We start from the raw sequence: 24,332 nt of genomic DNA, 5'->3' as shown, positions 1-24,332 counted from the left end.
TTCCTCCTTATATTATTCGTGACGTGGATCAATAGATTTAACTGCTCCCTGTTCTGCTGTTACGCGTCCATAAGTACCTGTAACTTTTTTCAAAGCTTCGTTTGCATCGGTACCTTTCTTGATTTCGTCCATGAACTTACCCATGTGTACGAATTCGTATCCGCAGATTTCGTCGTTCTTGTCCAAGAAGATTTGTTTGATATAACCTTCTGCCATTTCGAGGTAACGAGGACCTTTAGCCAAAGTACCGTAAAGAGTACCTACCTGGCTACGCAGACCTTTACCCAAGTCTTCCAGACCTGCACCGATGATCAAACCACCTTCTGAGAAAGCTGATTGGGTACGTCCGTAAACGATTTGCAGGAACAGTTCGCGCATAGCAGTGTTGATAGCGTCGCAAACAAGGTCGGTGTTCAATGCTTCGAGAATTGTTTTTCCCGGAAGGATTTCAGCAGCCATAGCAGCAGAGTGAGTCATACCGGAACATCCGATAGTCTCAACCAAAGCTTCCTGGATAATACCTTCTTTAACGTTCAGTGTCAGTTTACAAGCACCTTGTTGAGGAGCGCACCAACCGATACCGTGTGTCAAACCTGAAATATCAACGATTTCTTTAGATTTTACCCATTTGCCTTCTTCGGGTATGGGAGCCGGTCCGTGATTAGGACCCTTCTTTACAACACACATGTGTTCCACTTCGTGTGAATAAGTCATAATTAGCTCTTTTTTAAGTGATATAATTAAAAATACGTAGTCACGATTCTCTAAATCGCCCACAAAGGTAGTCGATTTATTTGTTTCTGCAAACCGCCTTTTATTACTTTTTTGTGAAAAGAGATAAATCCCTTTATGTTTTTCTCAGTTTGTAAAGTCGGGATTGCATTTGCCGAAGTTTAAAGACTGACAAGTGGATTGTAAATGTGCTTACAACGTTTGAGAAACTACTGCTATTATTGGCATTGTCTATTAATGGTAAACTTGTTTTCTTCTTATCGTAAAGTTCTTTTCACCTAATCTCTAAGTTGCTTTAGACTACTACTAAACTATAAACGAAGGCTTCGTTTTTATAAACGCAATCTTCATTTGTATAATCAAAGCCTTTGTTTTTATAAACGGAACTTTCATTTATAGTTTGTATGCAATCGAAGTAAATTAATTATCGGTCGAAAGCAACTTTGTCTATGCTGGAGTGAGACTTATCTGGTAGTAAATAAAGGTGATGAACGCATTGATTTTCGGAAGAGAATAGTAGGACATATTCGTTAAATGGTCTAAGTATGATCATTTATGAGTCGAAATTGAAGTTTTGGTGGAGAAAAGTGCAATTCTTAGAATAAACGGATAAAAGATGATTTTTTGCTGAATTAATTGATATTCAGTATGATAGTTCAATGTGACGAACGCTGAAAGTGATAATAGAGTTCGTTTATCACTTTATTATCATCCTATTGTCACTGTCTATTGTCATTCTTATCTTTTTTATTATCAGTTGATTAACTCGTAAAAGTGACAAGTGACAATAAAACTGGCGTTTTGAAACCTTATGTAGATGTTAGCTTATAATTCGTAGGGCTGCAAATTTATTTGTGTGTTTCGTACTTGGATATAGGATGAAATTCGTAGCTTTGCACATCATTTATTTGGAAAGAACTATGATAGAAGTAATGGAGTCCGCTTTGCAAAAAGCTGCGGGTGAGGGAATGGATGAATTCATCCAAGTGTTTACCGATAAATATAAGGAGGTGATTGGTGGTGAACTGACTGCCGAAACTATGCCTTTGTTAACGGGGGAACAACATTCTTTACTCGCTTATCAGATTTTTCGTGACGAGATAATGGTTGGCGGATTTTGTCAGTTGATTCAGAATGGCTATGGCGGATATATTTTTGATAATCCGTTTGCTAAGGTGATGCGTTCATGGGGAGCGGATGAATTGTCGAAATTGGTCTATAAAGCAAAAAAAATATATGATGTCAACCGGAAAGACCTGGAGAAGGAACGGACGGATGATGAATTTATGGCTATGTACGAGCAATATGAGGCTTTTGATGAATTGGAAGAGGCTTATTTGGAGATGGAGGAACAGGTTACGGCATTGGTCGCAAGTTATGTGGATGACCATTTAGACCTTTTTGCAAAAATAATAAAATGATGAATGCAGTATTTTTTAAGTCTTTGCATTTAGTAAGTGTGAATCAGAATTTATATCTTTGCAAAATCTAAAAAATATGTTTATGAAACAGATGAAATTTTTATTAGTAGCTTTGATGGCTGTGGTGATGAGTGTGTCGGTGACTTCTTGTATGAAAGGAGAAAATGAGTCGTCTTATGATTTGGGAATTTATGCAACTGTTGTTGATAATATGACTGTCACTTTGCTAAGTGATGACGGAAATGTTTATTATCCGGAAAATCCTGCCGCTTTGAAGGTTAGTGGAGAAACGTCATATCCCAAAAGAGTTTTTGCTTATTTGAAATACGCAGAAGGGGTAACTGCCGCAAGTGAGAAGAAAATTGTGACAGTTGTACAGAGTGGTTCTTTATATACTCGTTCTTTATGCACGCAGCCAGATACTATTAAGAATGATATTCCATTGGCTGGTTTAAGTGAGTTTGTATTAGTTGATACTAAGCAAGTTTTATACACTAATGTCCCTGCTTATTGTAATGTATTATTTAGCCTTTATATCGATGATTCAACGGTCATTGTTGATTTGGTACCTGTAACAGCTAGTGGAAATGAATTGACGGTTAAGCTACAACAAACGATAGGAAATAAAGATGCATCATATACAACTTCTGGATATGCAAGTTTTAGTATACCTTCTGTTAGTGAAATCAATAGGGTTTTGGCGGAAATACATAAAGACTCTGAAGAAGTCCCTGTCTTGACATCTGTGGGTGGTAAAATTAAAATAAAGATTATCGGAGAAGGTAAAAATCAACAAGCATATACACTCTCCGCAAAGGAAGTGCAAATAGATAATTAAACATTGAACTACAAAGAACTATTTAACATAGCAATGAAATTGATTTCCTCTCCGGCTAAGGCTTGGGAGGAAATTTCTATGGAAGAGGATAGGCGAAAAGTATATATGGCTTTTGTTTATCCTATGATTGGTTTATGCGGTCTGTCCGTATTCATTGGTTCGTTACTGACCAATGGATGGGGAGGCCCGCAAAGTTTCCAGATAGCTATGACCAATTGTTGTGCCGTAGCGGTAGCCCTGTTCGGAGGCTATTTTCTGGCAGCATACGCCATAAATGAGATGGGGACGCGAATGTTTGGTATGCGCAGTGATATACCATTGGCACAACTGTTTGCAGGATATGCGCTTGTTGTACCATTTCTGCTCCAGATTGTAACCGGACTATTACCTGATTTTAGAATTATTGCTTGGCTGCTGCAATTCTACATCGTATATGTGGTATGGGAAGGAGTTCCCGTATTGATGGGCGTAGAAGAAAAACTGCGATTGAGATACACCCTTTTCTCGTCTGTGTTGTTAATACTATGTCCGACGGTGATTCAGATTGTTTTCAATAAACTGACAGCCATACTTAATTAAATGTGTGAAGATGAAACAACCCTCTGTAAATATAAAAAATAAACGGGCTACGTTTGATTACGAACTGATAGATACCTATACGGCAGGTATTGTGTTGACAGGTACGGAAATCAAGTCCATTCGTCTGGGAAAGGCAAGCCTGGTAGATACGTTTTGTTATTTTGCGAAAGGCGAATTATGGGTGAAGAATATGCACGTCGCCGAGTACTTCTACGGTTCGTATAATAATCATACGGCACGTAGAGAGAGGAAGTTGTTGCTCAACAAAAAAGAATTGGAGAAACTCCAAAGGGAAATGAAGAATCCCGGCTTTACGATTGTTCCCGTGCGTTTGTTTATCAATGAGAAAGGGTTGGCGAAACTCGTAGTTGCCTTAGCGAAGGGTAAGAAAGAATACGATAAACGAGAATCGATCAAAGAGAAAGACGACCGCAGGGATATGGCAAGAATGTTCAAACGATGACATGATAGGATAAATGAAAAAGACAATTTCTCAGATTGTATCCGAACGCATTCTTATCCTGGATGGAGCAATGGGTACAATGATTCAACAATATAACCTCAAGGAAGAAGATTTTCGTGGTGAGCGGTTTGCACATATTCCCGGACAATTGAAAGGAAACAATGACCTGTTGTGTCTGACACGTCCGGATGTGATTCAGGATATTCACCGTAAATATCTTGAAGCCGGTGCGGATATCATCGAAACGAATACATTCAGTTCGACCACTGTTTCTATGGCTGATTATCACGTGGAGGAATACGTGCGTGAAATGAACCTTGCCGCAGTGAAGCTTGCCCGCGAACTAGCCGACGAGTATACAGCGAAGAATCCCGAAAAACCGCGTTTTGTAGCGGGCTCTGTCGGACCTACGAATAAAACCTGTTCCATGAGTCCGGATGTCAACAATCCGGCTTATCGCGCTTTAAGCTATGACGAATTGGCTGCATCCTATCAGCAACAGATGGAGGCTATGCTTGAGGGTGGGGTAGACGCTATCCTGATTGAAACCATATTTGATACGTTGAATGCTAAAGCGGCTATTTTTGCTGCCGGACAAGCAATGAAAACAACAGGTGTCAAAGTACCCGTTATGTTGTCGGTGACCGTATCCGATATTGGTGGAAGAACCTTATCCGGACAGACGTTGGATGCGTTTCTTGCTTCCGTTCAACATGCCGACATCTTTTCCATCGGTTTGAACTGTTCGTTCGGTGCCCGCCAGCTGAAACCTTTTCTGGAACAATTGGCGGCACGTGCACCTTATTATATAAGTGCTTATCCGAATGCCGGTCTGCCGAATAGTCTGGGCAAGTATGACCAGACTCCTGCGGACATGGCCCATGAGGTGAAAGAATATATTCACGAAGGATTGGTCAATATTATCGGTGGCTGTTGTGGAACAACCGATGCTTACATAGCCGAGTATCCGGCTTTGGTGGAAGGTGCGAAACCTCATATTCCTGTTGCCAGGCCGGATTGTATGTGGCTCTCCGGACTTGAACTGCTGGAAGTGAAACCGGAAATCAATTTTGTGAACGTCGGCGAGCGTTGTAACGTGGCAGGCTCACGCAAATTCCTCCGGCTCATTAATGAGAAGAAATATGATGAGGCCCTTTCCATAGCCCGCCAACAAGTGGAGGACGGAGCTTTGGTGATTGATGTGAATATGGACGACGGACTGTTGGACGCAAAGTCGGAAATGATAACTTTCCTGAATCTTATCATGTCCGAACCGGAGATAGCCCGTGTTCCGGTGATGATCGACTCTTCTAAGTGGGAGGTAATAGAAGCCGGATTGAAATGCCTTCAAGGTAAATCGGTTGTCAACTCTATTTCTTTGAAAGAAGGGGAAGAAGTCTTTCTTGAACATGCCCGGATTGTCAAACAGTATGGCGCTGCTGCCGTAGTAATGGCTTTCGATGAGAAAGGACAGGCGGATACTGCCGCCCGTAAGATAGAGGTTTGCCAACGTGCTTACCGACTTCTTGTGGATAAAGTGGGGTTCAATCCGCACGATATTATCTTTGACCCCAACGTGCTTGCCGTAGCTACAGGGATTGAAGAGCACAATAATTACGCGGTAGATTTTATCGAAGCTACCGGATGGATAAAACGGAATCTTCCCGGTGCGCATATCAGCGGGGGAGTAAGTAATCTTTCTTTCTCGTTTCGCGGCAATAATTATATTCGTGAAGCGATGCACGCCGTATTCCTTTATCATGCCATTCAGCAGGGAATGGATATGGGTATCGTGAATCCGGGAACCTCTGTTCTGTATAGCGACATTCCGACGGACGTATTGGAGAAGATTGAGGATGTCGTGTTGAACCGTCGTCCGGATGCAGCCGAGCGTCTTATTGAGTTGGCGGAATCTTTGAAAGCGACCATGAACGGAACAAACGGACAGACGGCTGTCAAGCAGGATGCATGGAGGGAAGATTCTGTTCAAGAACGTTTGAAGTATGCTTTGATGAAAGGTATCGGTGATTATCTCGAACAGGATCTGGCGGAGGCTTTGCCACTCTATAATAAAGCGGTCGATGTGATTGAAGGTCCGTTGATGGATGGAATGAATTATGTCGGTGAACTTTTCGGGGCGGGTAAAATGTTTCTTCCTCAGGTTGTAAAGACTGCGCGTACCATGAAAAAAGCCGTTGCCATCTTGCAACCCATCATCGAATCGGAAAAGACGGAGGGAACGACCTCTGCCGGAAAGATATTATTGGCAACCGTGAAAGGTGACGTGCATGATATTGGAAAGAATATCGTTGCCGTAGTAATGGCTTGCAACGGTTACGATATTGTTGATTTAGGAGTGATGGTCCCTGCCGAAACCATTGTGCAGCGGGCTATTGAAGAGAAAGTGGATATGATCGGATTGAGTGGGCTGATTACACCGTCTCTCGAAGAAATGGCTCATGTGGCAGGTGAACTAGAGAAAGCGGGATTGGATATTCCTCTTTTGATTGGTGGAGCCACCACGTCGAAGATACATACGGCATTAAAAATAGCTCCTGTCTATCATGCTCCGGTAGTGCATTTGAAAGACGCTTCCCAGAATGCGGGCGTTGCCGCCAGATTGTTGAATCCGCAGGCGAAAGCCGAACTGGTAAATGAGTTGGAAACGGAATATAGAGCGCTTCGTGAAAAGAGTGGTTTGCTGCGTCGTGAAACCGTGTCATTGGAAGAAGCCCAGAAGAACCGGTTGAATCTGTTTTAGCATTCTGTATAAGAAAAAAGATACGCTATAATTAGTATTAGTAAGCAAAAGTTTTGTCTTTTCAATAAATTCCTTACATTTGCGTTCTAATTAATTCATATCTAATACGCAAATGTTTGGAATAGACGACCCTTTTATCATTTTGCCATACCTGCTTTCAGTGGTATGCGTGGTGTTTGCGGCCTGGTTCGGGCTGAAATATTGGAATAAGGACGACGAAAAAGACGAAACACGATGAATACATTTACACTTGGACTGATTGTGGTAGCCTATCTGCTGTCACTCGCTTATTTAGGCTTTCTGGGATATAAGAAAACGACGTCCGCCAGCGATTATCTGGTAGGTGGCCGTCAGATGAACCCTATCGTTATGGCACTTTCCTATGGGGCTACTTTCATTTCGGCGTCCGCTATCGTTGGTTTCGGGGGAGTGGCTGCCGCTTTCGGAATGGGAATCCAATGGCTGTGTTTCCTCAATATGTTTATCGGAGTTGTCATTGCTTTTATCTTTTTCGGTTTGCGTACCCGACGTATGGGGGCAAAACTGAACGTGAGTACTTTCCCACAATTATTAGGGCGTCATTTCCGTTCGCGCAATATACAAGTATTCATTGCTGCCGTCATTTTTATCGGAATGCCACTATATGCGGCAGTCGTAATGAAAGGCGGTGCGGTCTTTATCGAACAGATTTTTCAGATAGACTTCAATATCTCTTTGTTGATATTCACTTTGGTGATTGCCGCTTATGTGATAGCGGGAGGAATGAAAGGAGTGATGTATACGGATGCGTTGCAGGCGGTTATCATGTTCGGCTGTATGCTTTTCCTGCTGTTCTCTTTGTATCAGGTGCTTGATATGAATTTTACCGAAGCCAATAAGGAATTGACGGCAATCGCTCCGTTAGTTCCGGAAAAATTCAAGGCATTGGGACATCAAGGGTGGACGGCAATGCCGGTGACCGGTTCTCCGCAATGGTATTCATTGGTCACTTCCCTTATTCTGGGAGTAGGAATCGGTTGTCTTGCACAACCTCAGCTGGTGGTTCGCTTTATGACTGTGGAGAGCAGCAAGCAGTTGAATCGCGGGGTGTTCATCGGTTGTTTTTTCTTGATAATAACCGTAGGAGCTATCTATCATGCCGGCGCATTGAGCAATCTTTTCTTTTTGAAGACGGAGGGTGCGGTAGCAACGGAGGTAGTACAGGATATCGATAAGATTATTCCCTATTTTATAAATAAGGCAATGCCCGATTGGTTTGCGGCACTCTTTATGCTGTGCATCCTTTCGGCAAGTATGTCTACGCTCAGTTCACAATTCCATACGATGGGGGCTTCCGTCGGTTCCGATATTTATGGAACGTACAAACCCCGTTCGCGTGACAAGTTGACTAACGTTATTCGTCTTGGGGTACTGTTTTCTATCTTGGTCAGTTATATTATTTGTTATATGCTTCCGCATGACATCATAGCACGTGGCACTTCTATCTTCATGGGAATCTGTGCCGCTGCTTTCCTTCCCGCCTATTTCTGTGCGTTGTATTGGAAGAAAGCCACCAGGCAGGGAGTGATGGCAAGTCTGTGGGTAGGAACCATCGGCAGTTTGTTCGCTCTCGTATTCCTTCATCAGAAAGAATCTGCCGCATTGGGTATCTGTAAGGCGTTGTTTGGCAGGGATGTGCTGATCTCCACCTATCCTTTTCCGGTCATAGATCCGATATTGTTTGCGTTGCCTCTGTCTGTGTTGGCTATTATCGGAGTCAGCATGATGACCTATAAGAAATAAGTATTACGCTTTGATTTTCTTTTTGTAGGATTCATAGCGCGACAGGATGTCACGGACAAAATTATAAGTTTCTATGCCACGAAAATACCCGTTTTTACAGATCGGGTCGGTGAAGTACTCTTCATTGCTTTTGAGCAAGATGAAGTTTTCTACATTGTCTTTCCATACCAGTTTGTTCTTACCGTATTTCTCGGCCAGTGCCATCGCATCATAAATATGTCCTAATCCGGCATTGTAGGAAGCCAGGATAAAACTGAGACGTTCCTGCTTATCGGGAATCATGCTGAGACTACGGTCGGTAGCTGCGATATATTTGACTGCCGCTTTGACGCTTTCTTCCGGATTCTGTTCCTTTCCGGGCGGAACTCCCATAGCCCGTGCGGTAGCGGGCATTAATTGCATCAACCCTTTTGCTCCGGCCCAAGACACGGCTGTGGTGTCGAAATTGGATTCCGTGTAAGCCAATGAAGCAAGCATACGCCAATCCCAACCGATATCTTTGGAGTACTTCTTGAATAAATCATCATAGTGCGATATCTTCCCCTCTCTTAGTGAAAGGATAGGAGAATGGGGCATCATTTTGCTATTCTCGAAGTAGCGTTTCATACTGGCTGTATAGGCAGGAGAGGTCATATTTTCCTCATGCCATTTGGTGGCTGCTGCCGCCAGCTCGGGACAGTCTTTTCTCACAGCCCATGATGAACGTTGGTCAAAACTGATAGACAAGTCAATATTTAAATTGGGATAATATGTTTTATTGAGCTTGGCCAAATCGTTGTCGGCTACCGTATATGGAATCTTGCCTTGTGCTACTTGTGTGATCAGGTCTTCGGTAGTGATACTGTCATTGGTTACTTCGTGGATTTGAATGCCGCCTCCCAATTCGTCGTTCAGGTTGACAAGACGGTCGTAATACTTTCCGGGCTTTACATAGATATCTTTCCCAATCAGCTCCGTTACATCTTTCAAGGGTTTCTGTTTTCCTTTTCCCTGTTGTACAATAACCTGATGGGTGATGATATCCTCACCGCAATAGATAAGGCTGTCTTTCCATTCCTTTGTTACGGGTAGATTGTAGGCAATCATGTCTCCTTCGCCTGCCAGTAATTTCCGGATCAGTTCGTCGACACTGTTAGCTACTTCGATCCTAAGTTTTAATCCCAGACTTTTGGCAAACTGATCGCTAAGTTCGTATTGAAATCCCATTTCCTGTCCCCGATAAATGAAGTAGGAAGTAGAACTGTATAGTGTCAATACGACCAGTTCACCGCTGTCTTTTATCTGCGGAAGGTCGTATGCGTTCTCGCTTACAGGATTGGGTCGCGTGTTCTTACATCCGAACACGCAACAGAATAATACAAGGAATAAAGGAATGATCAGTGTCCTAACGCCCATTCTTTAATTTTTAATTTTCAATTTTTAATTCTTGAGGTGCTTCTTGATATACATTGTCAGAATATCAATAGCTACCTTATTGTTTCCGCCTTCCGGTACAATAAGATCGGCATAACGCTTGCAAGGTTCGATGAATTGCAGATGCATTGGTTTCAGAACCCGCGTATAACGTTCCATGACCGCTTCGGCAGTACGTCCGCGTTCAATCACGTCTCTTTGGATAACGCGTATCAGTCGTTCGTCAGGATCAGCGTCTACAAATATTTTGAGGTCCATCATGTTGCGCAATTTCTTATCACATAAAGCAAGGATTCCCTCAATGATAACCACTTCGCGAGGTTCGATGTGAATCGTTTCGGGCTGCCGTGTACAGGTAAGATAAGAATAGGTAGGCTGTTCAATGCTTTTCCCTTCTTTCAACTGCATGACATGCTTGGATAGCAAACTCCATTCGAAAGCGTCCGGATGGTCGAAATTGATATTCTGACGTTCTTCCACCGGGACGTGGCTACTGTCTTTGTAGTATGAGTCCTGAGGTAGTAACACCACTTCTCCTGCGGGGAGACTTTCTATGATTTTCCGTACAACGGTGGTCTTTCCGGAACCTGTTCCGCCTGCTATGCCTATTATTAACATCTCTTTAAGTATATATTTAAACTAAATGGAGTAAATTTGCATTGTTTATACAGTATATAAGAAGACAAATATAGAAACAATTCATTAAAATAGCAACGGTAATGGTAAAACACATTGTATTATTTAAGTTAAAAGACGATGTTCCTGCTGAAGAGAAGCTGGCAGTCATGACTAAATTTAAGGAAGCGATAGAAGCACTTCCCGCTAAAATCTCTGTAATCCGTGAGGTAGAGGTCGGATTGAATATAAATCCGGGTGAGACTTGGAACATCGCACTTTACAGTGAGTTTGATACTTTAGAAGATGTGAAATACTATGCAACGCATCCGGAACATGTTGCGGCCGGTAAGATTCTGGCTGAGACAAAGGAGAGCCGTGCGTGCGTGGATTATGAGTTATAACCCCCAATAATAAAAGAATGAAAAAACTATTTTCTTTTCTGCTCTTAAGCTTTGTGGCCTATGTGTTGCAAGCGCAGATACAGGATCCTGTGAAATTTAAAACGGAGTTGAAATCTCTTTCCGATACGGAAGCGGAGATTGTATTTACTGCAACCATTGATAAGGGGTGGCATGTATATTCTACTGAGCTTGGAGAAGGAGGACCTATTTCCGCCACATTCAACGTCGATAGCAAATCGGGGATTGAACCGGTAGGAAAGTTGAAACCGGTAGGTAAGGAGATAGCTACTTTCGACAAGTTGTTCGAGATGAAAGTACGCTATTTCGAGAACACGGCTAAGTTTATCCAAAAGGTGAAGTTCACAGGAGGGGCTTATGCGATAGAAGGGTATCTGGAATATGGAGCTTGTAATGATGAAAGTTGCCTGCCTCCGACACAGGTTCCGTTCAAGTTTGCCGGAGAAGCTAAGGGTAATACGGTGGCGGCTAAAGAGGACAAATCGGTTAAAGAGGATAAAGCAGAGAAGAAAGATAACGCAGACAAGACGGAGACAGATTTAGCTGTTTCAAAAGATACGGTTGCCATGGCCGAACTACTTCCCGCTACTCCGGTGGATGCGTCTACAAGTATCCAGCCTGCTGTTGCATCCAGTGAGCTTTGGAAGCCGGTCATTAGTGAACTGCAAGCGCTGGGAGAGGAGCATGGACAGAAAGATATGTCTTGGATATATATTTTTATAACGGGTTTTCTCGGTGGGCTCTTGGCGTTGTTCACTCCTTGTGTATGGCCGATTATCCCGATGACCGTCAGTTTCTTCTTAAAACGTAGTAAAGACAAGAAGAAAGGAATTCGTGATGCGTGGACGTACGGTGCGTCTATTGTAGTGATTTATGTTGCGTTGGGGTTGGCTATTACACTGATTTTCGGTGCCAGTGCGCTGAATGCTTTGTCTACCAATGCTATCTTTAATATTCTCTTCTTCCTGATGTTGGTGGTTTTTGCAGCTTCATTCTTTGGGGCTTTCGAGATCAGGCTTCCGTCGAAGTGGGGAAATGCGGTAGATAGTAAGGCTGAATCAACGACCGGTCTGTTGAGTATCTTCTTGATGGCTTTCACTCTATCTTTGGTGTCTTTTTCTTGCACAGGTCCGATTATCGGATTTTTGCTGGTACAGGTGTCTACTACGGGAAGTGTGGTTGCTCCGGCAATCGGTATGTTAGGATTTGCCATTGCATTGGCTCTGCCGTTTACTCTGTTCGCTCTGTTCCCGTCATGGCTGAAGTCTATGCCGAAGTCCGGTGGATGGATGAATGTGATAAAGGTGACGTTGGGCTTTCTTGAATTGGCATTCGCACTTAAGTTCTTGTCGGTAGCCGATTTGGCATACGGATGGAGACTGCTCGACCGTGAAACGTTCCTTGCTTTGTGGATTGTGATTTTTGCTTTGCTTGGATTCTATTTGTTGGGTAAGGTTAAATTTCCGCACGATGATGATGATAATAAGGTAGGAGTTACCCGTTTTTTTATGGCGCTTATTTCTTTGGCATTTGCGGTATATATGGTTCCCGGTTTGTGGGGAGCACCGTTGAAGGCGGTAAGTGCATTCGCTCCGCCTATGCATACGCAGGATTTTAATTTGTATGAGAATGAGGTGCATCCAAAATTCAAGGATTACGAGTTGGGAATGGAGTATGCCCGCCAGCAAGGTAAGCCGGTTATGATTGACTTTACCGGACATGGTTGTGTGAATTGCCGTAAGATGGAAGCTGCCGTATGGACAGATTCAAAGGTGAGTGATATTATTAATAAGGATTATGTGCTCATCTCTTTATATGTAGATGATAAAACTCCGCTTTCGGAACCGGTGAAAGTAGTAGAAAATGGTACAGAACGTACATTGCGTACTGTAGGCGACAAATGGAGTTATCTGCAGCGTGTGAAATTCGGTGCCAACGCCCAGCCTTTCTATGTATTGCTGGATGGTCAGGGAAAACCGTTGAACAAGTCGTATGCTTATGATGAAGATATAGCTAAATATATTGACTTCCTGCAAGTAGGACTGGAAAATTATAGGAAGGAGAAGTAATGACTTCTCTTGCGATGGATTGAGAAAAGGCGGCTTCATTCTTGGATGAAGTCGCCTTTTATTTCGTCTCTACCAGCCAACGATTGATATTGTATAAATTCCACACCTATCTTCATACTTGCCGATGGCCTTTCTGATAAGGAATCAGATCTCCTTTTTCGTCAATCTGTTTCAACATTTCTTTCGCAGTTCCATTTAATTTGAAATCAAACACAGGGGTTTGAATACAAGATAGAAGATAACTTGATAATGACTTTCGGTCTGGTCATTCAATTCGTATGGAATATCGGCAAAGAAAGCTTCAAGACGGGTGAGGAAAGATTCATAACCACCTGTGCGTAATTCTTGAACGAATTTGCCGATATAAAATCCTTGATCGCACGTTCTTTTCTAAAAATACAATATGCAAATGAGAATTTAGGCAGAAGACGAATATAATCTTTTCAGAATGTTTTCAGTATCATGTTTTTTCTTTGCGTAGAATAAATTACTATCTTTGCTACTTTAACCCGATAATCAATGAGTAGAATATTATTAAATACAAGGATTTGGCTATTAATGCTATTGTTTGTTATCGTTTCTTCTGTTTATGCACAAGATGATGATTTCACAACTTGGACGAAATTTAAAGTAAATCATAAGATTGATTCCCGGTTTTCTGTCTCCGGTGATGTGGAACTGCGTACAAAGGATGATATGAATAAGTGGGATCGTTGGGGACTTACTGTCGGAGGCGACTATCGGGCATATTCCTTTTTGAAATTGGGAGTTGCTTATGAAACTCATCTTCGTGATTTAGGGGATTCGGGCTGGAAATTCAGGCATCGTTATCATTTAAGTGCTACGGCAAGTTTTCGCTATCAGTGGTTGAAAGTTTCTTTACGGGAAAGATTCCAACAAACTTTCGATAGTGGTGATGCAGAAACTCGTTTGCGCTCTCGTTTGAAGTTATCTTATGCACCTACAAAAGGAATTGTTTTCCCTTACTTTTCTGTTGAACTTTACCAAAGTCTGGATGATGCACCTTTTTGGAGAGTGGCTCGCATGCGTTATCGACCGGGAATAGAAATAGATTTGGCTAAACGCTGGTCGTTGGATGCCTTTTATTGTTATCAGTATGAACCTTCAAAAGGGAAACATATTGCCGGAATAGAAGTAGGCTATTCTTTCTGAAATTGCTAGCTCTACTATCATAAACTAGTGAGTCTCTAATATAATAATGTGGGGATGGATTTCTATGATTTTAACAACTGATTTATAACAGCTTGATTATTGGTGTATTACATATAAATGTGAAAAAATCTTAGTAAAACAATACTTCATGTCCTTTTTATTATATACATTTGCCGCCAATACATCAAAATGGTGTGTTGAAATTGATGATTCCTCAGTGCAACAGACGTGTTGTTCGGTATCCCATAACTGAAAGCGAATACTTCCTCTTATGCTATTCTTCTGTCCAATCAAAGATTTCTATTTGGAAATAAATAAAGATATTAAGATGAAAGTATTTTATAACCTGCAGAGATGTGTAGGTTTTCTCGTTCTTTTCTCTATTTTGCTTGCAGCTTGTGTAAATCACATTTCGGAGGAGGAAGAAGCTGGTGTGGTAGTTAATGATGGAAATATTCCATTGAAAATTATAGCTGATATTCATGAAGTTGCCAATACGCGTGTGGCAAATAACACCTTTGAGAAAGGAGATGAAGTGGGGCTGTTTGCATTAGCCGGTTCTACTACCATACAGGAAGAACGTTATGCGGACAATCTTCATTTTGTTCGTTCGGTCGATGGAGAGTTTATAGCTGATGAATCGGTGTATTATCCGGATGATGGTGTGACGCTGAATTTAATCAGTTATTATCCATATCGGGAAGAAGGAGTAGCTATGGGAGAAAGCAAGATGCCGGTATCTATTGAAACAGAGCAAAATATTCCGGTGAACTATTCTCATTCAGATTTTCTGGTTGCTACTAAAGAAGATGTACTGGCGAGTCAAGAAGCTGTATCCTTGACTTACAATCATAAATTTTTCCGCTTAAAGATAGCTTTGGTACCTGGAGAGGGAGAAGACGTGGAAAGTATGTTGACGGCCAATCCTAAACTTTCTGTTTCCGGCTTTTACACAAAAAGCATTTATGACTTTCAGAAGAAATCTTATTCCTCCTTTACGGATGAAAAAGATATCATTCCTGCCGGTGAGTGGGAGATTGTCGATGAAAGGCTAGTAGGTAAAGACCTGATTCTGATACCTCAGGAAGCGACAGTAGGATACCAATATATAACATTGGAGGCTAACGGAAAACCATACACTTGCTTGTTGCCCTCTACTTTGAAACTTCAGGAAGGCAAACAAAGAGAACTGGAAATCACTTTTGTAGCGGCGGAGGATATTCTCATGAGCAAGCTCAATGGAGAAATCAATGATTGGGAGGGAACTGAAGTAGATCATACAGGATCAGAGACTCTTCATAAATATATAGATGTGTCAAAGTTAACTTTCGAGAACTCAAACATTTGTAAAGTGCTGAATAAAGGAAAACAAGTGGCTGAGATTTGTAAGGAGTATCTGGTAACTCCGGATTTTTCTTCGCAAGCAATCGTAGTCTATCCGATGAAAGAAGATGGAACGGCTGACTTATCTCGAGGGCTTGTTGCACAATTGTTAGGAAAAACCGGCAAAGTGCATGGCGGAAATGTTGTATGGGATACGGAAAACCACTCCTTGAATTATACATCGGGCACCTTACCGGCTCGAAATAATATTTATGTGATGGCGAATGGGGAAGTCTCTTTATCGGTAGCTATGGGGGATGATGTATTACAAGTCTTGGCATTGGAGGATGTCGCTCGTGATGTACGTGGAGGGATGATCCATAATTATCCGTTGGTGAAAATCGGAACCCAATATTGGATGCGTGACAATTTGAAAGCCTCTTTCTATATAGATGGTAATGAAATCCCTAAATTGGATGCAGTGACAGATGGTGCAATCGGATACCTACAATCCGAAGCGAATGCAACATATTATTTCTATACTGCTAGTGTCGCATTATCCGGTAATATTCTGCCGAATCATTGGAGTGTCCCGAATTGGGAGGATTGGAATATACTAAAAACTTACTTGAAAGAAGATGCTTCCTTATTAAAGTCCGGTACATGGCTACCCTTGAACACCGGAGATACAGCAGAGCCTGCGACTAATTGGTCTGGTTTTGATGGAATTCCTGTGGGAATGTATGTGGGAACCTTTCAGGCAAATTATGAAGGCAAATATTTGGCATACTGGACTTTGGATGAAACAAATTCAGAGATAGCCGAGACTGTATTTTATCTGAAAAGTGATACGAACCTGATAGAATCTTCTAAAGCAGGTACTGATAAAAAAGCGCTGGCTATCCGTTGTATTCGCAAGTAAATAGATGAAATTCATCCTTCTTTTTCATATTTTGATTATATTTGGGAAGTGAAACTAATAAAAGAGAACCATGAAGAAGATAATAAATCCCTGGAAAGGGTTGGAGGGATACAATTGTTTCGGTTGTGCTCCCAATAATGAAGCCGGAGTAAGAATGGAATTTTACGAGGACGGCGAGGAAATCGTAAGTATCTGGAAACCTCGTCCGGAGTATCAAGGTTGGATTGATACATTGCATGGTGGTATTCAGGCCGTTTTGTTGGATGAGATTTGTGCTTGGGTCGTACTCCGTAAATTGCAGACAACAGGAGTAACTTCAAAAATGGAGACGCGTTACCGGAAGTCAATTGATACGAAAGACTCCCATGTCGTGTTGCGTGCATCCATCAAAGAAATAAAGCGGAACATTGTTATCATTGAAGCGAAGCTATATAATAAGGATGACGAAGTATGTACGGAAGCTGTTTGTACCTATTTCACATTCCCGCAGGAAAAAGCGAGAAAAGAGATGCATTTTCTTCAATGTGATGTAGAACCGGAAGAAATATTACCTTTAATTTGAAATGAAAACTCATTTTTTTGTGATAAATGTTTGGCAGTATCAAACAAATACTTTACTTTTGTCGCAGTTAATAAAAGAAATATGAAATATACAGCTATACATCATCATCATCATTTTCCTAACGAATAACTCGGTGGGCGTGGATGATATTGTATATGTCTCTATATAACGATAACGAAGGCTTGCCGAATACGGTAAGCCTTTTTTATTTTACTCAAAACGAATTGTAATTAATAAAATAATAATTGATAAAGTCATGTTAAGAATCGCAGTACAAGCCAAAGGACGTCTTTTTGAAGAGACAATGGCACTTTTAGAAGAATCGGATATCAAGTTGAGCACAACGAAACGTACCTTATTGGTGCAGTCTTCCAATTTCCCTATCGAGGTACTTTTCCTCCGTGATGACGATATCCCGCAAACAGTGGCTACGGGTGTAGCTGATTTGGGAATTGTCGGTGAGAACGAGTTTATGGAAAAAGAAGAAGACGCTGAAATCATTAAACGTCTGGGATTCAGTAAATGCCGTTTGTCATTGGCCATGCCGAAAGATATTGAATATTCGGGATTATCATGGTTCGAAGGAAAGAAGATTGCCACCTCTTATCCGGTAATCCTTCGCAACTTTTTGAAAAAGAGTGGGGTGAATGCCGAGATTCACGTGATTACCGGTTCGGTTGAAGTATCTCCGGGTATTGGATTGGCCGATGCAATTTTTGATATTGTAAGTTCAGGTTCTACTTTGGTTAGCAACCGGCTGAAAGAAGTGGAAGTCGTGATGAAATCGGAAGCCTTGTTGATTGGCAATAAAAACATGAGCGACGAGAAAAAAGCAGTACTCAAAGAACTTCTGTTCCGTATGAACGCAGTGAAAACAGCTGAAGACAAGAAATACGTGTTGATGAATGCCCCCAAAGATAAATTGGAAGAAATTATTGCCGTATTACCCGGTATGAAAAGTCCTACTGTAATGCCGTTGGCACAAGAAGGTTGGTGCTCTGTGCATACGGTACTTGATGAAAAACGTTTCTGGGAAATCATCGGAAAGTTGAAGGGACTGGGAGCTGAAGGTATCTTGGTGTTACCGATTGAAAAGATGATTCTGTAATATATCGAGATAAACCGTATAACGTGATTGAAATAAATAATCTGTGTAAATCAGTGTAATCTGTGGTGAACCATGAAATTGATTAAATATCCCTCAAAGGAGCAGTGGGCGGAACTTCTGAAACGTCCGGCGCTCAATACCGAGAGCCTTTTTGATACCGTCCGTTCTATTATAGATAAGGTAAAGGTGGAAGGTGATAAAGCTGTGTTGGAGTATGAAGCCACTTTTGATAAAGTTACTTTGTCTGCCCTTGCTGTAAGTCCGGAAGAGATACAGGCAGCCGGAGCATTGGTAAGTGATGACTTGAAAGCAGCCATCTCTTTAGCTAAACAAAATATTGAAACGTTCCATTCTTCCCAACGTTTTGTCGGCAAGAAGGTAGAAACAATGAAGGGAGTAACTTGTTGGCAAAAGTCAGTAGGTATCGAGAAGGTAGGTCTCTATATTCCGGGAGGAACGGCACCTCTTTTCTCAACAGTTCTAATGCTGGCCGTTCCCGCTAAAATAGCAGGATGCAAGGAGATTGTACTTTGTACGCCTCCGGATAAGAATGGAAATATTCATCCCGCCATCCTTTTTGCAGCCCAACTGGCAGGAGTCAGCAAAATATTCAAGGCGGGAGGCGTACAGGCTATCGCCGCTATGGCATACGGAACGGAAAGCGTGCCTAAGGTTTATAAAATTTTCGGTCCCGGCAATCAATATGTGACGGCTGCCAAACAATTGGTGAGTCTGCGTGATGTAGCGATTGATATGCCCGCAGGTCCTTCCGAAGTGGAGGTATTGGCTGACGCATCGGCCAATCCGACTTTCGTTGCGGCGGACTTATTGTCGCAGGCGGAACATGGAGTGGATAGTCAGTCCATGCTGATCACAACATCCGAGCAACTTCAGACGGAAGTAATGGCGGAAGTAGAACGCCAGTTGGCAAAACTTCCCCGTCGTGAGATAGCAGCCAAATCATTGGAAAACAGTAAGCTTATTTTGGTGAAAGACCTTGATGAAGCATTAGAGTTGACCAATGCTTATGCACCGGAACATTTGATCATTGAAACGGAAAACTATATGGAAGTGGCCGAGCGGGTGACGAATGCCGGTTCTGTATTCTTGGGTTCCTTAACTCCCGAAAGTGCCGGTGATTATGCTTCGGGAACGAATCATACGTTGCCTACCAACGGATATGCCAAAGCATATAGCGGTGTAAGTCTGGACAGTTTTATTCGAAAGATTACATTTCAAGAGATTCTTCCTGAAGGAATAAGAACAATAGGTCCGGCTATTGAAGAAATGGCAGCTAACGAGCACTTGGATGCACATAAAAATGCGGTTACTGTCCGTCTGAAAACCCTAATTTAATAATGAATATGAAACGCTTACAAGAACTAACCCGGCCGAATATCTGGAAACTGAAACCCTACTCTTCGGCTCGTGATGAATATAAAGGAGTTACAGCTTCTGTCTTTCTGGATGCTAACGAGAATCCGTATAATACGCCCCACAACCGCTATCCGGATCCGATGCAGTGTGAATTGAAAGCAATGTTGTCGAAGATAAAGAAAGTATCTCCTGAGCATATATTTCTCGGAAACGGTAGCGATGAGGCCATCGACTTGGTTTTTCGTGCATTCTGCGAACCGGGTAAAGATAATGTAGTGGCTATCGATCCTACCTATGGAATGTATCAAGTGTGTGCCGATGTGAATGATGTCGAATACCGGAAAGTATTGTTGGATAATAACTTTCAGGTCTCTGCTGATAAGTTATTGGCGGCTACCGATGAACATACCAAACTTATTTTTCTTTGCTCACCCAACAACCCGACAGGAAATGACTTACTCCGTTCTGAGATAGAAAAAGTACTGAACCGATTTGAAGGATTGGTAATGTTGGATGAGGCCTACAATGATTTCTCTGAAGCTCCTTCTTTTCTCGAAGAGCTGGATAAATATCCTAATCTTGTGGTATTCCAAACATTCTCCAAAGCGTGGGGATGCGCTGCTATCCGTTTAGGAATGGCCTTTGCTTCTAAAGAGATTATCGATATCCTCAGTAAAATAAAATACCCTTATAACGTCAATCAACTTACCCAACAACAAGCCATCTCCATGTTACACAAATACTATGAGATAGAACATTGGGTGAAGACGTTGAAGGAAGAGCGTGATTATTTGGAAGCGGAATTTGAGAAACTTCCTTGTACCATTCAACTCTTTCCGTCCGATGCCAATTTCTTTTTGGTTGAGGTAACGGATGCTGTGAAAATCTATAATTATCTGGTAGGTGAAGGTATCATTGTGCGCAACCGTCACACCGTTTCACTGTGTTGCAACTGCCTGCGTGTTACCGTTGGTACCCGTGTGGAAAATGACACTTTGTTGGCTGCTCTTAAAAAATACCAGGAATAAATTATGAAAAAGAAAGTATTATTTATAGACAGAGACGGAACGTTGGTTATCGAACCGCCCATCGACTATCAGCTCGACTCATTGGAGAAGTTGGAGTTCTATCCGAAAGTATTCCGCAACTTAGGCTTTATTCGTAGTAAACTCGATTTCGAATTTGTAATGGTCACCAATCAGGATGGACTGGGTACTTCTTCTTTTCCGGAGGAAACCTTCTGGCCTGCTCACAATCTGATGTTGAAAACGTTGGAGGGCGAGGGAATTACTTTTGACGAGATTCTGATTGACCGAAGTTTTCTAGAAGATAATGCTCCTACCCGTAAACCGCGTACCGGTATGTTGACCAAATATCTGGATAACCCGGAATATGATCTTGCCGGGAGCTTTGTTATCGGTGATCGTCCTACGGATGTGGAACTTGCCCGAAATTTAGGGTGTCGTGCCATTTATTTGCAGGATTCTACAGAAAGCCTCAAAGAAAAAGGGTTGGAAGAAGTCTGTACCCTTGCAACTACGGATTGGGATCGGATAGCCGAGTACTTGTTTGCCGGTGAGCGGAAAGCGGAAGTACAGCGCACCACCAAAGAGACAGATATCTATGTAGCTTTGAATCTTGATGGAAATGGAATGTGTGATATCTCTACCGGTCTTGGCTTTTTCGATCATATGCTCGAACAGATTGGAAAACATTCCGGCATGGATTTGACAATTCGTGTGAAAGGCGATCTGGAAGTGGATGAGCATCATACCATCGAGGATACCGCCATTGCATTGGGTGAATGTATCTATCAAGCTTTGGGTAATAAGAGGGGTATTGAGCGTTATGGCTATGCTCTGCCGATGGATGACTGCCTCTGTCAGGTTTGCCTCGATTTCGGCGGACGTCCCTGGCTAGTATGGGATGCGGAGTTCAAGCGTGAGAAGATAGGGGAGATGCCGACAGAAATGTTCCTGCATTTCTTTAAGTCGTTGAGTGACGCTGCAAAGATGAATTTGAATATTAAAGCAGAGGGACAGAATGAACATCATAAGATAGAAGGTATCTTTAAAGCGCTTGCCCGTGCTTTAAAGATGGCTTTGAAGCGTGATATCTATCATTTTGAACTTCCATCCAGTAAAGGAATGCTCTGATGAGAACAGAATGAGAATGTGTCAAAACGCAGATTAATGCAAATAATCTGCGTTTTATTATTCATTATGACACCCTCATAATATAGTATTTATAAACTTTCAATTTCCTTAAGCCACATGGCTGAACTTGCGTCACTAGGCATTCTCCAGTCTCCTCGCGGACTGATAGAAATACTTCCTACTTTAGGACCGTCGGGCAGACAGGAGCGTTTGAATTGCTGATTAAAGAAACGGCGGAAGAAAGTCGAAAGCCATTTCTTGATGGTTTCTTCATCATAAACACCTTTGAATGCACTATTTGCCAGATAGAATATCTTGGAAGGTCGGAAGCCGAAACGCAAGAAATAATAAAGGAAGAAATCGTGCAACTCGTATGGACCTACCAGATCTTCTGTCTTTTGTTTTATTTCCCCGTTTTCATCTGCCGGAATCAGTTCCGGACTGATAGGAGTATCTACGATATCGAGTAAAGTTGCTTTTGAATTTTCATCCACACCATTTTCAGCTACCCATTGTACCAGATATTTTACAAGAGTTTTAGGAACACTGGCATTTACACCGTACATGGACATATGGTCGCCATTGTAAGTCGCCCATCCCAATGCAAGTTCCGATAAATCTCCAGTTCCGATGACCATCCCCCAAGTCTGATTGGCAACATCCATCAATATTTGGGTGCGTTCACGTGCTTGAGAGTTCTCGTAGGTGACATCATGTATATTTATATCATGATCTATATCCTTAAAATGCTGGATGCAAGCTTCCTTGATACTGATCTCACGTATCGATATTCCCAATGATTTCATCAGGTCAAGGGCGTTGTTGTAAGTACGGTCGGTTGTTCCGAAGCCCGGCATGGTGATACCGAGAATATTTTTTCGAGGTAGTCCCAACTTATCAAAAGTCTTCACGCAAACAAGTAATGCCAGCGTTGAATCCAATCCGCCGGAAATGCCGACTACGGCAGTCTTGGCTCCGGTATGAGCCAGCCTTTGAGCCAGCCCGGCTATTTGGATAGAGAAGACCTCTTCACAGTGTTCGTTTAATTCAGCTCCTTGGGGCACAAAAGGATGGGGATTGAACTTCCGGGTTAGCACAAGCTCTTTGCTGTTGACAAATTCTGTTGAGATAGTAACCGCTTTTTTATCTCCCGGATTTGCCTGGTTGGCAGCAAAAGTCGTATTTATCCTACGTTCGGCTCGGATACGCTCTACATCTATTTCGCTGATAATTAGTTGCTCTTCCATGCTGAAACGCTCACTGCGTGCAAGAAGCGTTCCGTTTTCATAGATCAACCCGTTGCCTGCAAATACTACATCTGTGGTCGACTCTCCGAAACCACATGACGAGAATATATATCCGGCAATACAACGTGCGGACTGTTGGTTGATAAGTGAACAGAGATAATTATGTTTCCCGATTCCTTCATTGTCGGCGGACATATTGAAAATGATCTCCGCCCCCTGCAATGCGAGGGAGGAACTAGGCGGAATAGTAGCCCAGAGATCTTCGCAAATTTCGATACCAAACGTTGTATCCGAAGTCTCGAAAAGAAGATTTGCTCCGATCGGAACAATCTGTCCGCATAGACGTACAACATCTGTTTTTACTTGAAGCGAGGAAGTAAACCAGCGTTGTTCGTAGAACTCTTTATAATTGGGCAGGTAGGTTTTAGCGGTAACACCTATTATCTTTCCCTTTTGAATAGTCACGGCTGCATTGACTACCATTGAATTGACGATAACGGGCATACCGACAATGGATATGATATCTAATTGGCGGGTATTATTTAATATTTGCATTAACCCCATTTCAGCTTCTTCAAGTAATAGCTGTTGTCCGAACAGGTCACCGCAAGTATATCCTGTGACACTCATTTCAGGGAATACAATGATCTGTACTCCTTTTCCTTCGGCTACAGCAATCAGACTTTCTATCTTCTCTACATTGAATTTGCAGTCAGCCACTTTGACGTGTGGCACGGCTGCTGCTACTTTCACGAATCCGTAGTTCATCTTATACCTTATTTATATATAGTGGATGCAAAAATAGGAAATAGTTTTGAATATTTATCGTTTCTATTGTGAATCCTCAAAAAGAGATATTTTAAGTGGTTTAGGATACTGTTGCTTAAACAATTAAATGATGTATCAAAAAGATAGTCTATTTGCGTATTTCTATAAACTACATCTGGTAGATTTAACTATATAATCGATTTTTTTGATAATATAAACTATTAAAAAGATATTAGTGGAAATTTGGTGCAAAATATGCGACATTTTGTTTCTTTTATTTAACTATAATATTTATATTTGTAGCCAAATTAAAGCAATTTATATGCTTATAACACTAAGAACAAGCAATATTACTTGTTAGCGAATATAATTTAAGAGAAAATGGATATATTTTTTATTTCTACAGTTGCAGCACAAAAGCAGTATATTAATATTTGGCGTAATATTAAGAACCAGCCAAGTTAAACATATCTATTCTATTTTATCACAAACTATCGAACTATCTCTTTGTCGTTGCTGACGATAGAGCGGATGCGTTTTATAATTGCGAACAATCAAGAAAAATAAATCAAATTTATTAATTTTAATTCAAGTATCAAAG

20 protein-coding genes and 1 pseudogene are annotated in these 24,332 nt (G+C 41.8%); 16 read left to right on the top strand and 5 right to left on the bottom strand.

Going from position 1 to position 24,332, the window contains the following annotated elements; genetic code table 11:
- Positions 1-12: 12 nt before the first annotated feature.
- Positions 13-714: an iron-sulfur cluster assembly scaffold protein gene (locus ACNOGP_RS18125; RefSeq protein ID WP_007759112.1), complete on the bottom strand. Its 702-nt coding sequence runs from the start codon at positions 712-714 to the stop codon at positions 13-15.
- A 938-nt stretch (positions 715-1,652) separates the two neighbouring features.
- Here ACNOGP_RS18125 and ACNOGP_RS18120 point away from each other — a divergent pair.
- From ACNOGP_RS18120 to ACNOGP_RS18090, 7 genes are all read left to right on the top strand, one after another.
- Positions 1,653-2,153, top strand: coding sequence for a DMP19 family protein (locus ACNOGP_RS18120; protein ID WP_032839677.1), 501 nt, complete (start codon positions 1,653-1,655; stop codon positions 2,151-2,153).
- Between the two features lie 76 nt (positions 2,154-2,229).
- On the top strand, positions 2,230-2,991 hold the full coding sequence (locus ACNOGP_RS18115; RefSeq protein WP_255508154.1) for a hypothetical protein: 762 nt from the start codon (positions 2,230-2,232) through the stop codon (positions 2,989-2,991).
- Positions 2,992-3,024: 33 nt separating this feature from the next.
- Positions 3,025-3,570 (top strand): Yip1 family protein, encoded by a 546-nt coding sequence (locus ACNOGP_RS18110; RefSeq protein WP_418213418.1) that lies wholly within the window; start codon positions 3,025-3,027, stop codon positions 3,568-3,570.
- Positions 3,571-3,580: 10 nt separating this feature from the next.
- Positions 3,581-4,033: an SsrA-binding protein gene (gene smpB / locus ACNOGP_RS18105; protein WP_007759119.1), complete on the top strand. Its 453-nt coding sequence runs from the start codon at positions 3,581-3,583 to the stop codon at positions 4,031-4,033.
- A 13-nt stretch (positions 4,034-4,046) separates the two neighbouring features.
- On the top strand, positions 4,047-6,794 hold the full coding sequence (gene metH, locus ACNOGP_RS18100) for a methionine synthase (protein WP_418213417.1): 2,748 nt from the start codon (positions 4,047-4,049) through the stop codon (positions 6,792-6,794).
- Between the two features lie 112 nt (positions 6,795-6,906).
- Entirely contained in the window at positions 6,907-7,032 is a 126-nt protein-coding gene (locus ACNOGP_RS18095; RefSeq protein ID WP_007759122.1) for a symporter small accessory protein, read from the top strand.
- Positions 7,029-8,576, top strand: a complete 1,548-nt coding sequence (locus ACNOGP_RS18090) for a sodium:solute symporter family protein (protein WP_270489388.1) — start codon at positions 7,029-7,031, stop codon at positions 8,574-8,576. Before ACNOGP_RS18095 ends, ACNOGP_RS18090 begins: the two co-directional genes overlap by 4 nt.
- Before the next feature lie 3 nt (positions 8,577-8,579).
- Here ACNOGP_RS18090 and ACNOGP_RS18085 read toward each other — a convergent pair whose 3' ends face one another.
- Entirely contained in the window at positions 8,580-9,971 is a 1,392-nt protein-coding gene (locus tag ACNOGP_RS18085; RefSeq protein ID WP_418213416.1) for a transglycosylase SLT domain-containing protein, read from the bottom strand.
- A 24-nt stretch (positions 9,972-9,995) separates the two neighbouring features.
- On the bottom strand, positions 9,996-10,607 hold the full coding sequence (gene udk / locus ACNOGP_RS18080; RefSeq protein WP_007759125.1) for a uridine kinase: 612 nt from the start codon (positions 10,605-10,607) through the stop codon (positions 9,996-9,998).
- A 101-nt stretch (positions 10,608-10,708) separates the two neighbouring features.
- On the opposite strand from udk, the gene ACNOGP_RS18075 reads away from it, so the two are divergent.
- Entirely contained in the window at positions 10,709-11,008 is a 300-nt protein-coding gene (locus tag ACNOGP_RS18075; RefSeq protein ID WP_418213415.1) for a Dabb family protein, read from the top strand.
- Positions 11,009-11,025: 17 nt separating this feature from the next.
- Positions 11,026-13,095 (top strand): cytochrome c biogenesis protein CcdA, encoded by a 2,070-nt coding sequence (locus ACNOGP_RS18070; protein WP_418213414.1) that lies wholly within the window; start codon positions 11,026-11,028, stop codon positions 13,093-13,095.
- A gap of 58 nt (positions 13,096-13,153) precedes the next feature.
- Here the strand turns inward: ACNOGP_RS18070 and ACNOGP_RS18065 are convergent.
- Positions 13,154-13,473 (bottom strand): annotated as a pseudogene (locus ACNOGP_RS18065) (AAA family ATPase); the annotation flags it as partial.
- Between the two features lie 141 nt (positions 13,474-13,614).
- On the opposite strand from ACNOGP_RS18065, the gene ACNOGP_RS18060 reads away from it, so the two are divergent.
- The 7 genes from ACNOGP_RS18060 to hisB all read left to right on the top strand — a co-directional run bounded on the left by ACNOGP_RS18060 (position 13,615) and on the right by hisB (position 21,716).
- Positions 13,615-14,268: a DUF2490 domain-containing protein gene (locus ACNOGP_RS18060; protein WP_418213413.1), complete on the top strand. Its 654-nt coding sequence runs from the start codon at positions 13,615-13,617 to the stop codon at positions 14,266-14,268.
- A 328-nt stretch (positions 14,269-14,596) separates the two neighbouring features.
- Positions 14,597-16,513 carry a fimbrillin family protein gene (locus tag ACNOGP_RS18055; RefSeq protein WP_418213412.1) on the top strand — a complete coding sequence of 639 codons (1,917 nt, stop codon included), beginning with the start codon at positions 14,597-14,599 and terminating at the stop codon, positions 16,511-16,513.
- A gap of 70 nt (positions 16,514-16,583) precedes the next feature.
- Positions 16,584-17,075: a PaaI family thioesterase gene (locus ACNOGP_RS18050; RefSeq protein ID WP_186967908.1), complete on the top strand. Its 492-nt coding sequence runs from the start codon at positions 16,584-16,586 to the stop codon at positions 17,073-17,075.
- A gap of 256 nt (positions 17,076-17,331) precedes the next feature.
- A complete protein-coding gene (hisG, locus tag ACNOGP_RS18045) occupies positions 17,332-18,183 on the top strand; it encodes an ATP phosphoribosyltransferase (protein ID WP_418213411.1) in 852 nt (283 codons plus the stop codon).
- A gap of 72 nt (positions 18,184-18,255) precedes the next feature.
- Positions 18,256-19,539: a histidinol dehydrogenase gene (hisD, locus tag ACNOGP_RS18040; protein ID WP_418213410.1), complete on the top strand. Its 1,284-nt coding sequence runs from the start codon at positions 18,256-18,258 to the stop codon at positions 19,537-19,539.
- Between the two features lie 8 nt (positions 19,540-19,547).
- Positions 19,548-20,588 (top strand): histidinol-phosphate transaminase, encoded by a 1,041-nt coding sequence (hisC, locus tag ACNOGP_RS18035; RefSeq protein ID WP_418213409.1) that lies wholly within the window; start codon positions 19,548-19,550, stop codon positions 20,586-20,588.
- Positions 20,589-20,591: 3 nt separating this feature from the next.
- On the top strand, positions 20,592-21,716 hold the full coding sequence (gene hisB / locus ACNOGP_RS18030) for a bifunctional histidinol-phosphatase/imidazoleglycerol-phosphate dehydratase HisB (RefSeq protein WP_418213408.1): 1,125 nt from the start codon (positions 20,592-20,594) through the stop codon (positions 21,714-21,716).
- An 89-nt stretch (positions 21,717-21,805) separates the two neighbouring features.
- On the opposite strand, the gene ACNOGP_RS18025 is transcribed toward hisB, so the two are convergent.
- Positions 21,806-23,731 (bottom strand): NAD(+) synthase, encoded by a 1,926-nt coding sequence (locus tag ACNOGP_RS18025; protein WP_418213407.1) that lies wholly within the window; start codon positions 23,729-23,731, stop codon positions 21,806-21,808.
- Positions 23,732-24,332 lie beyond the last annotated feature (601 nt).

The organism is Bacteroides difficilis (assembly GCF_048319815.1).
Classification (GTDB): Bacteria; Bacteroidota; Bacteroidia; order Bacteroidales; family Bacteroidaceae; genus Bacteroides; species Bacteroides zhangwenhongii.
This window is presented reverse-complemented; position numbering and strand designations above follow the sequence as displayed.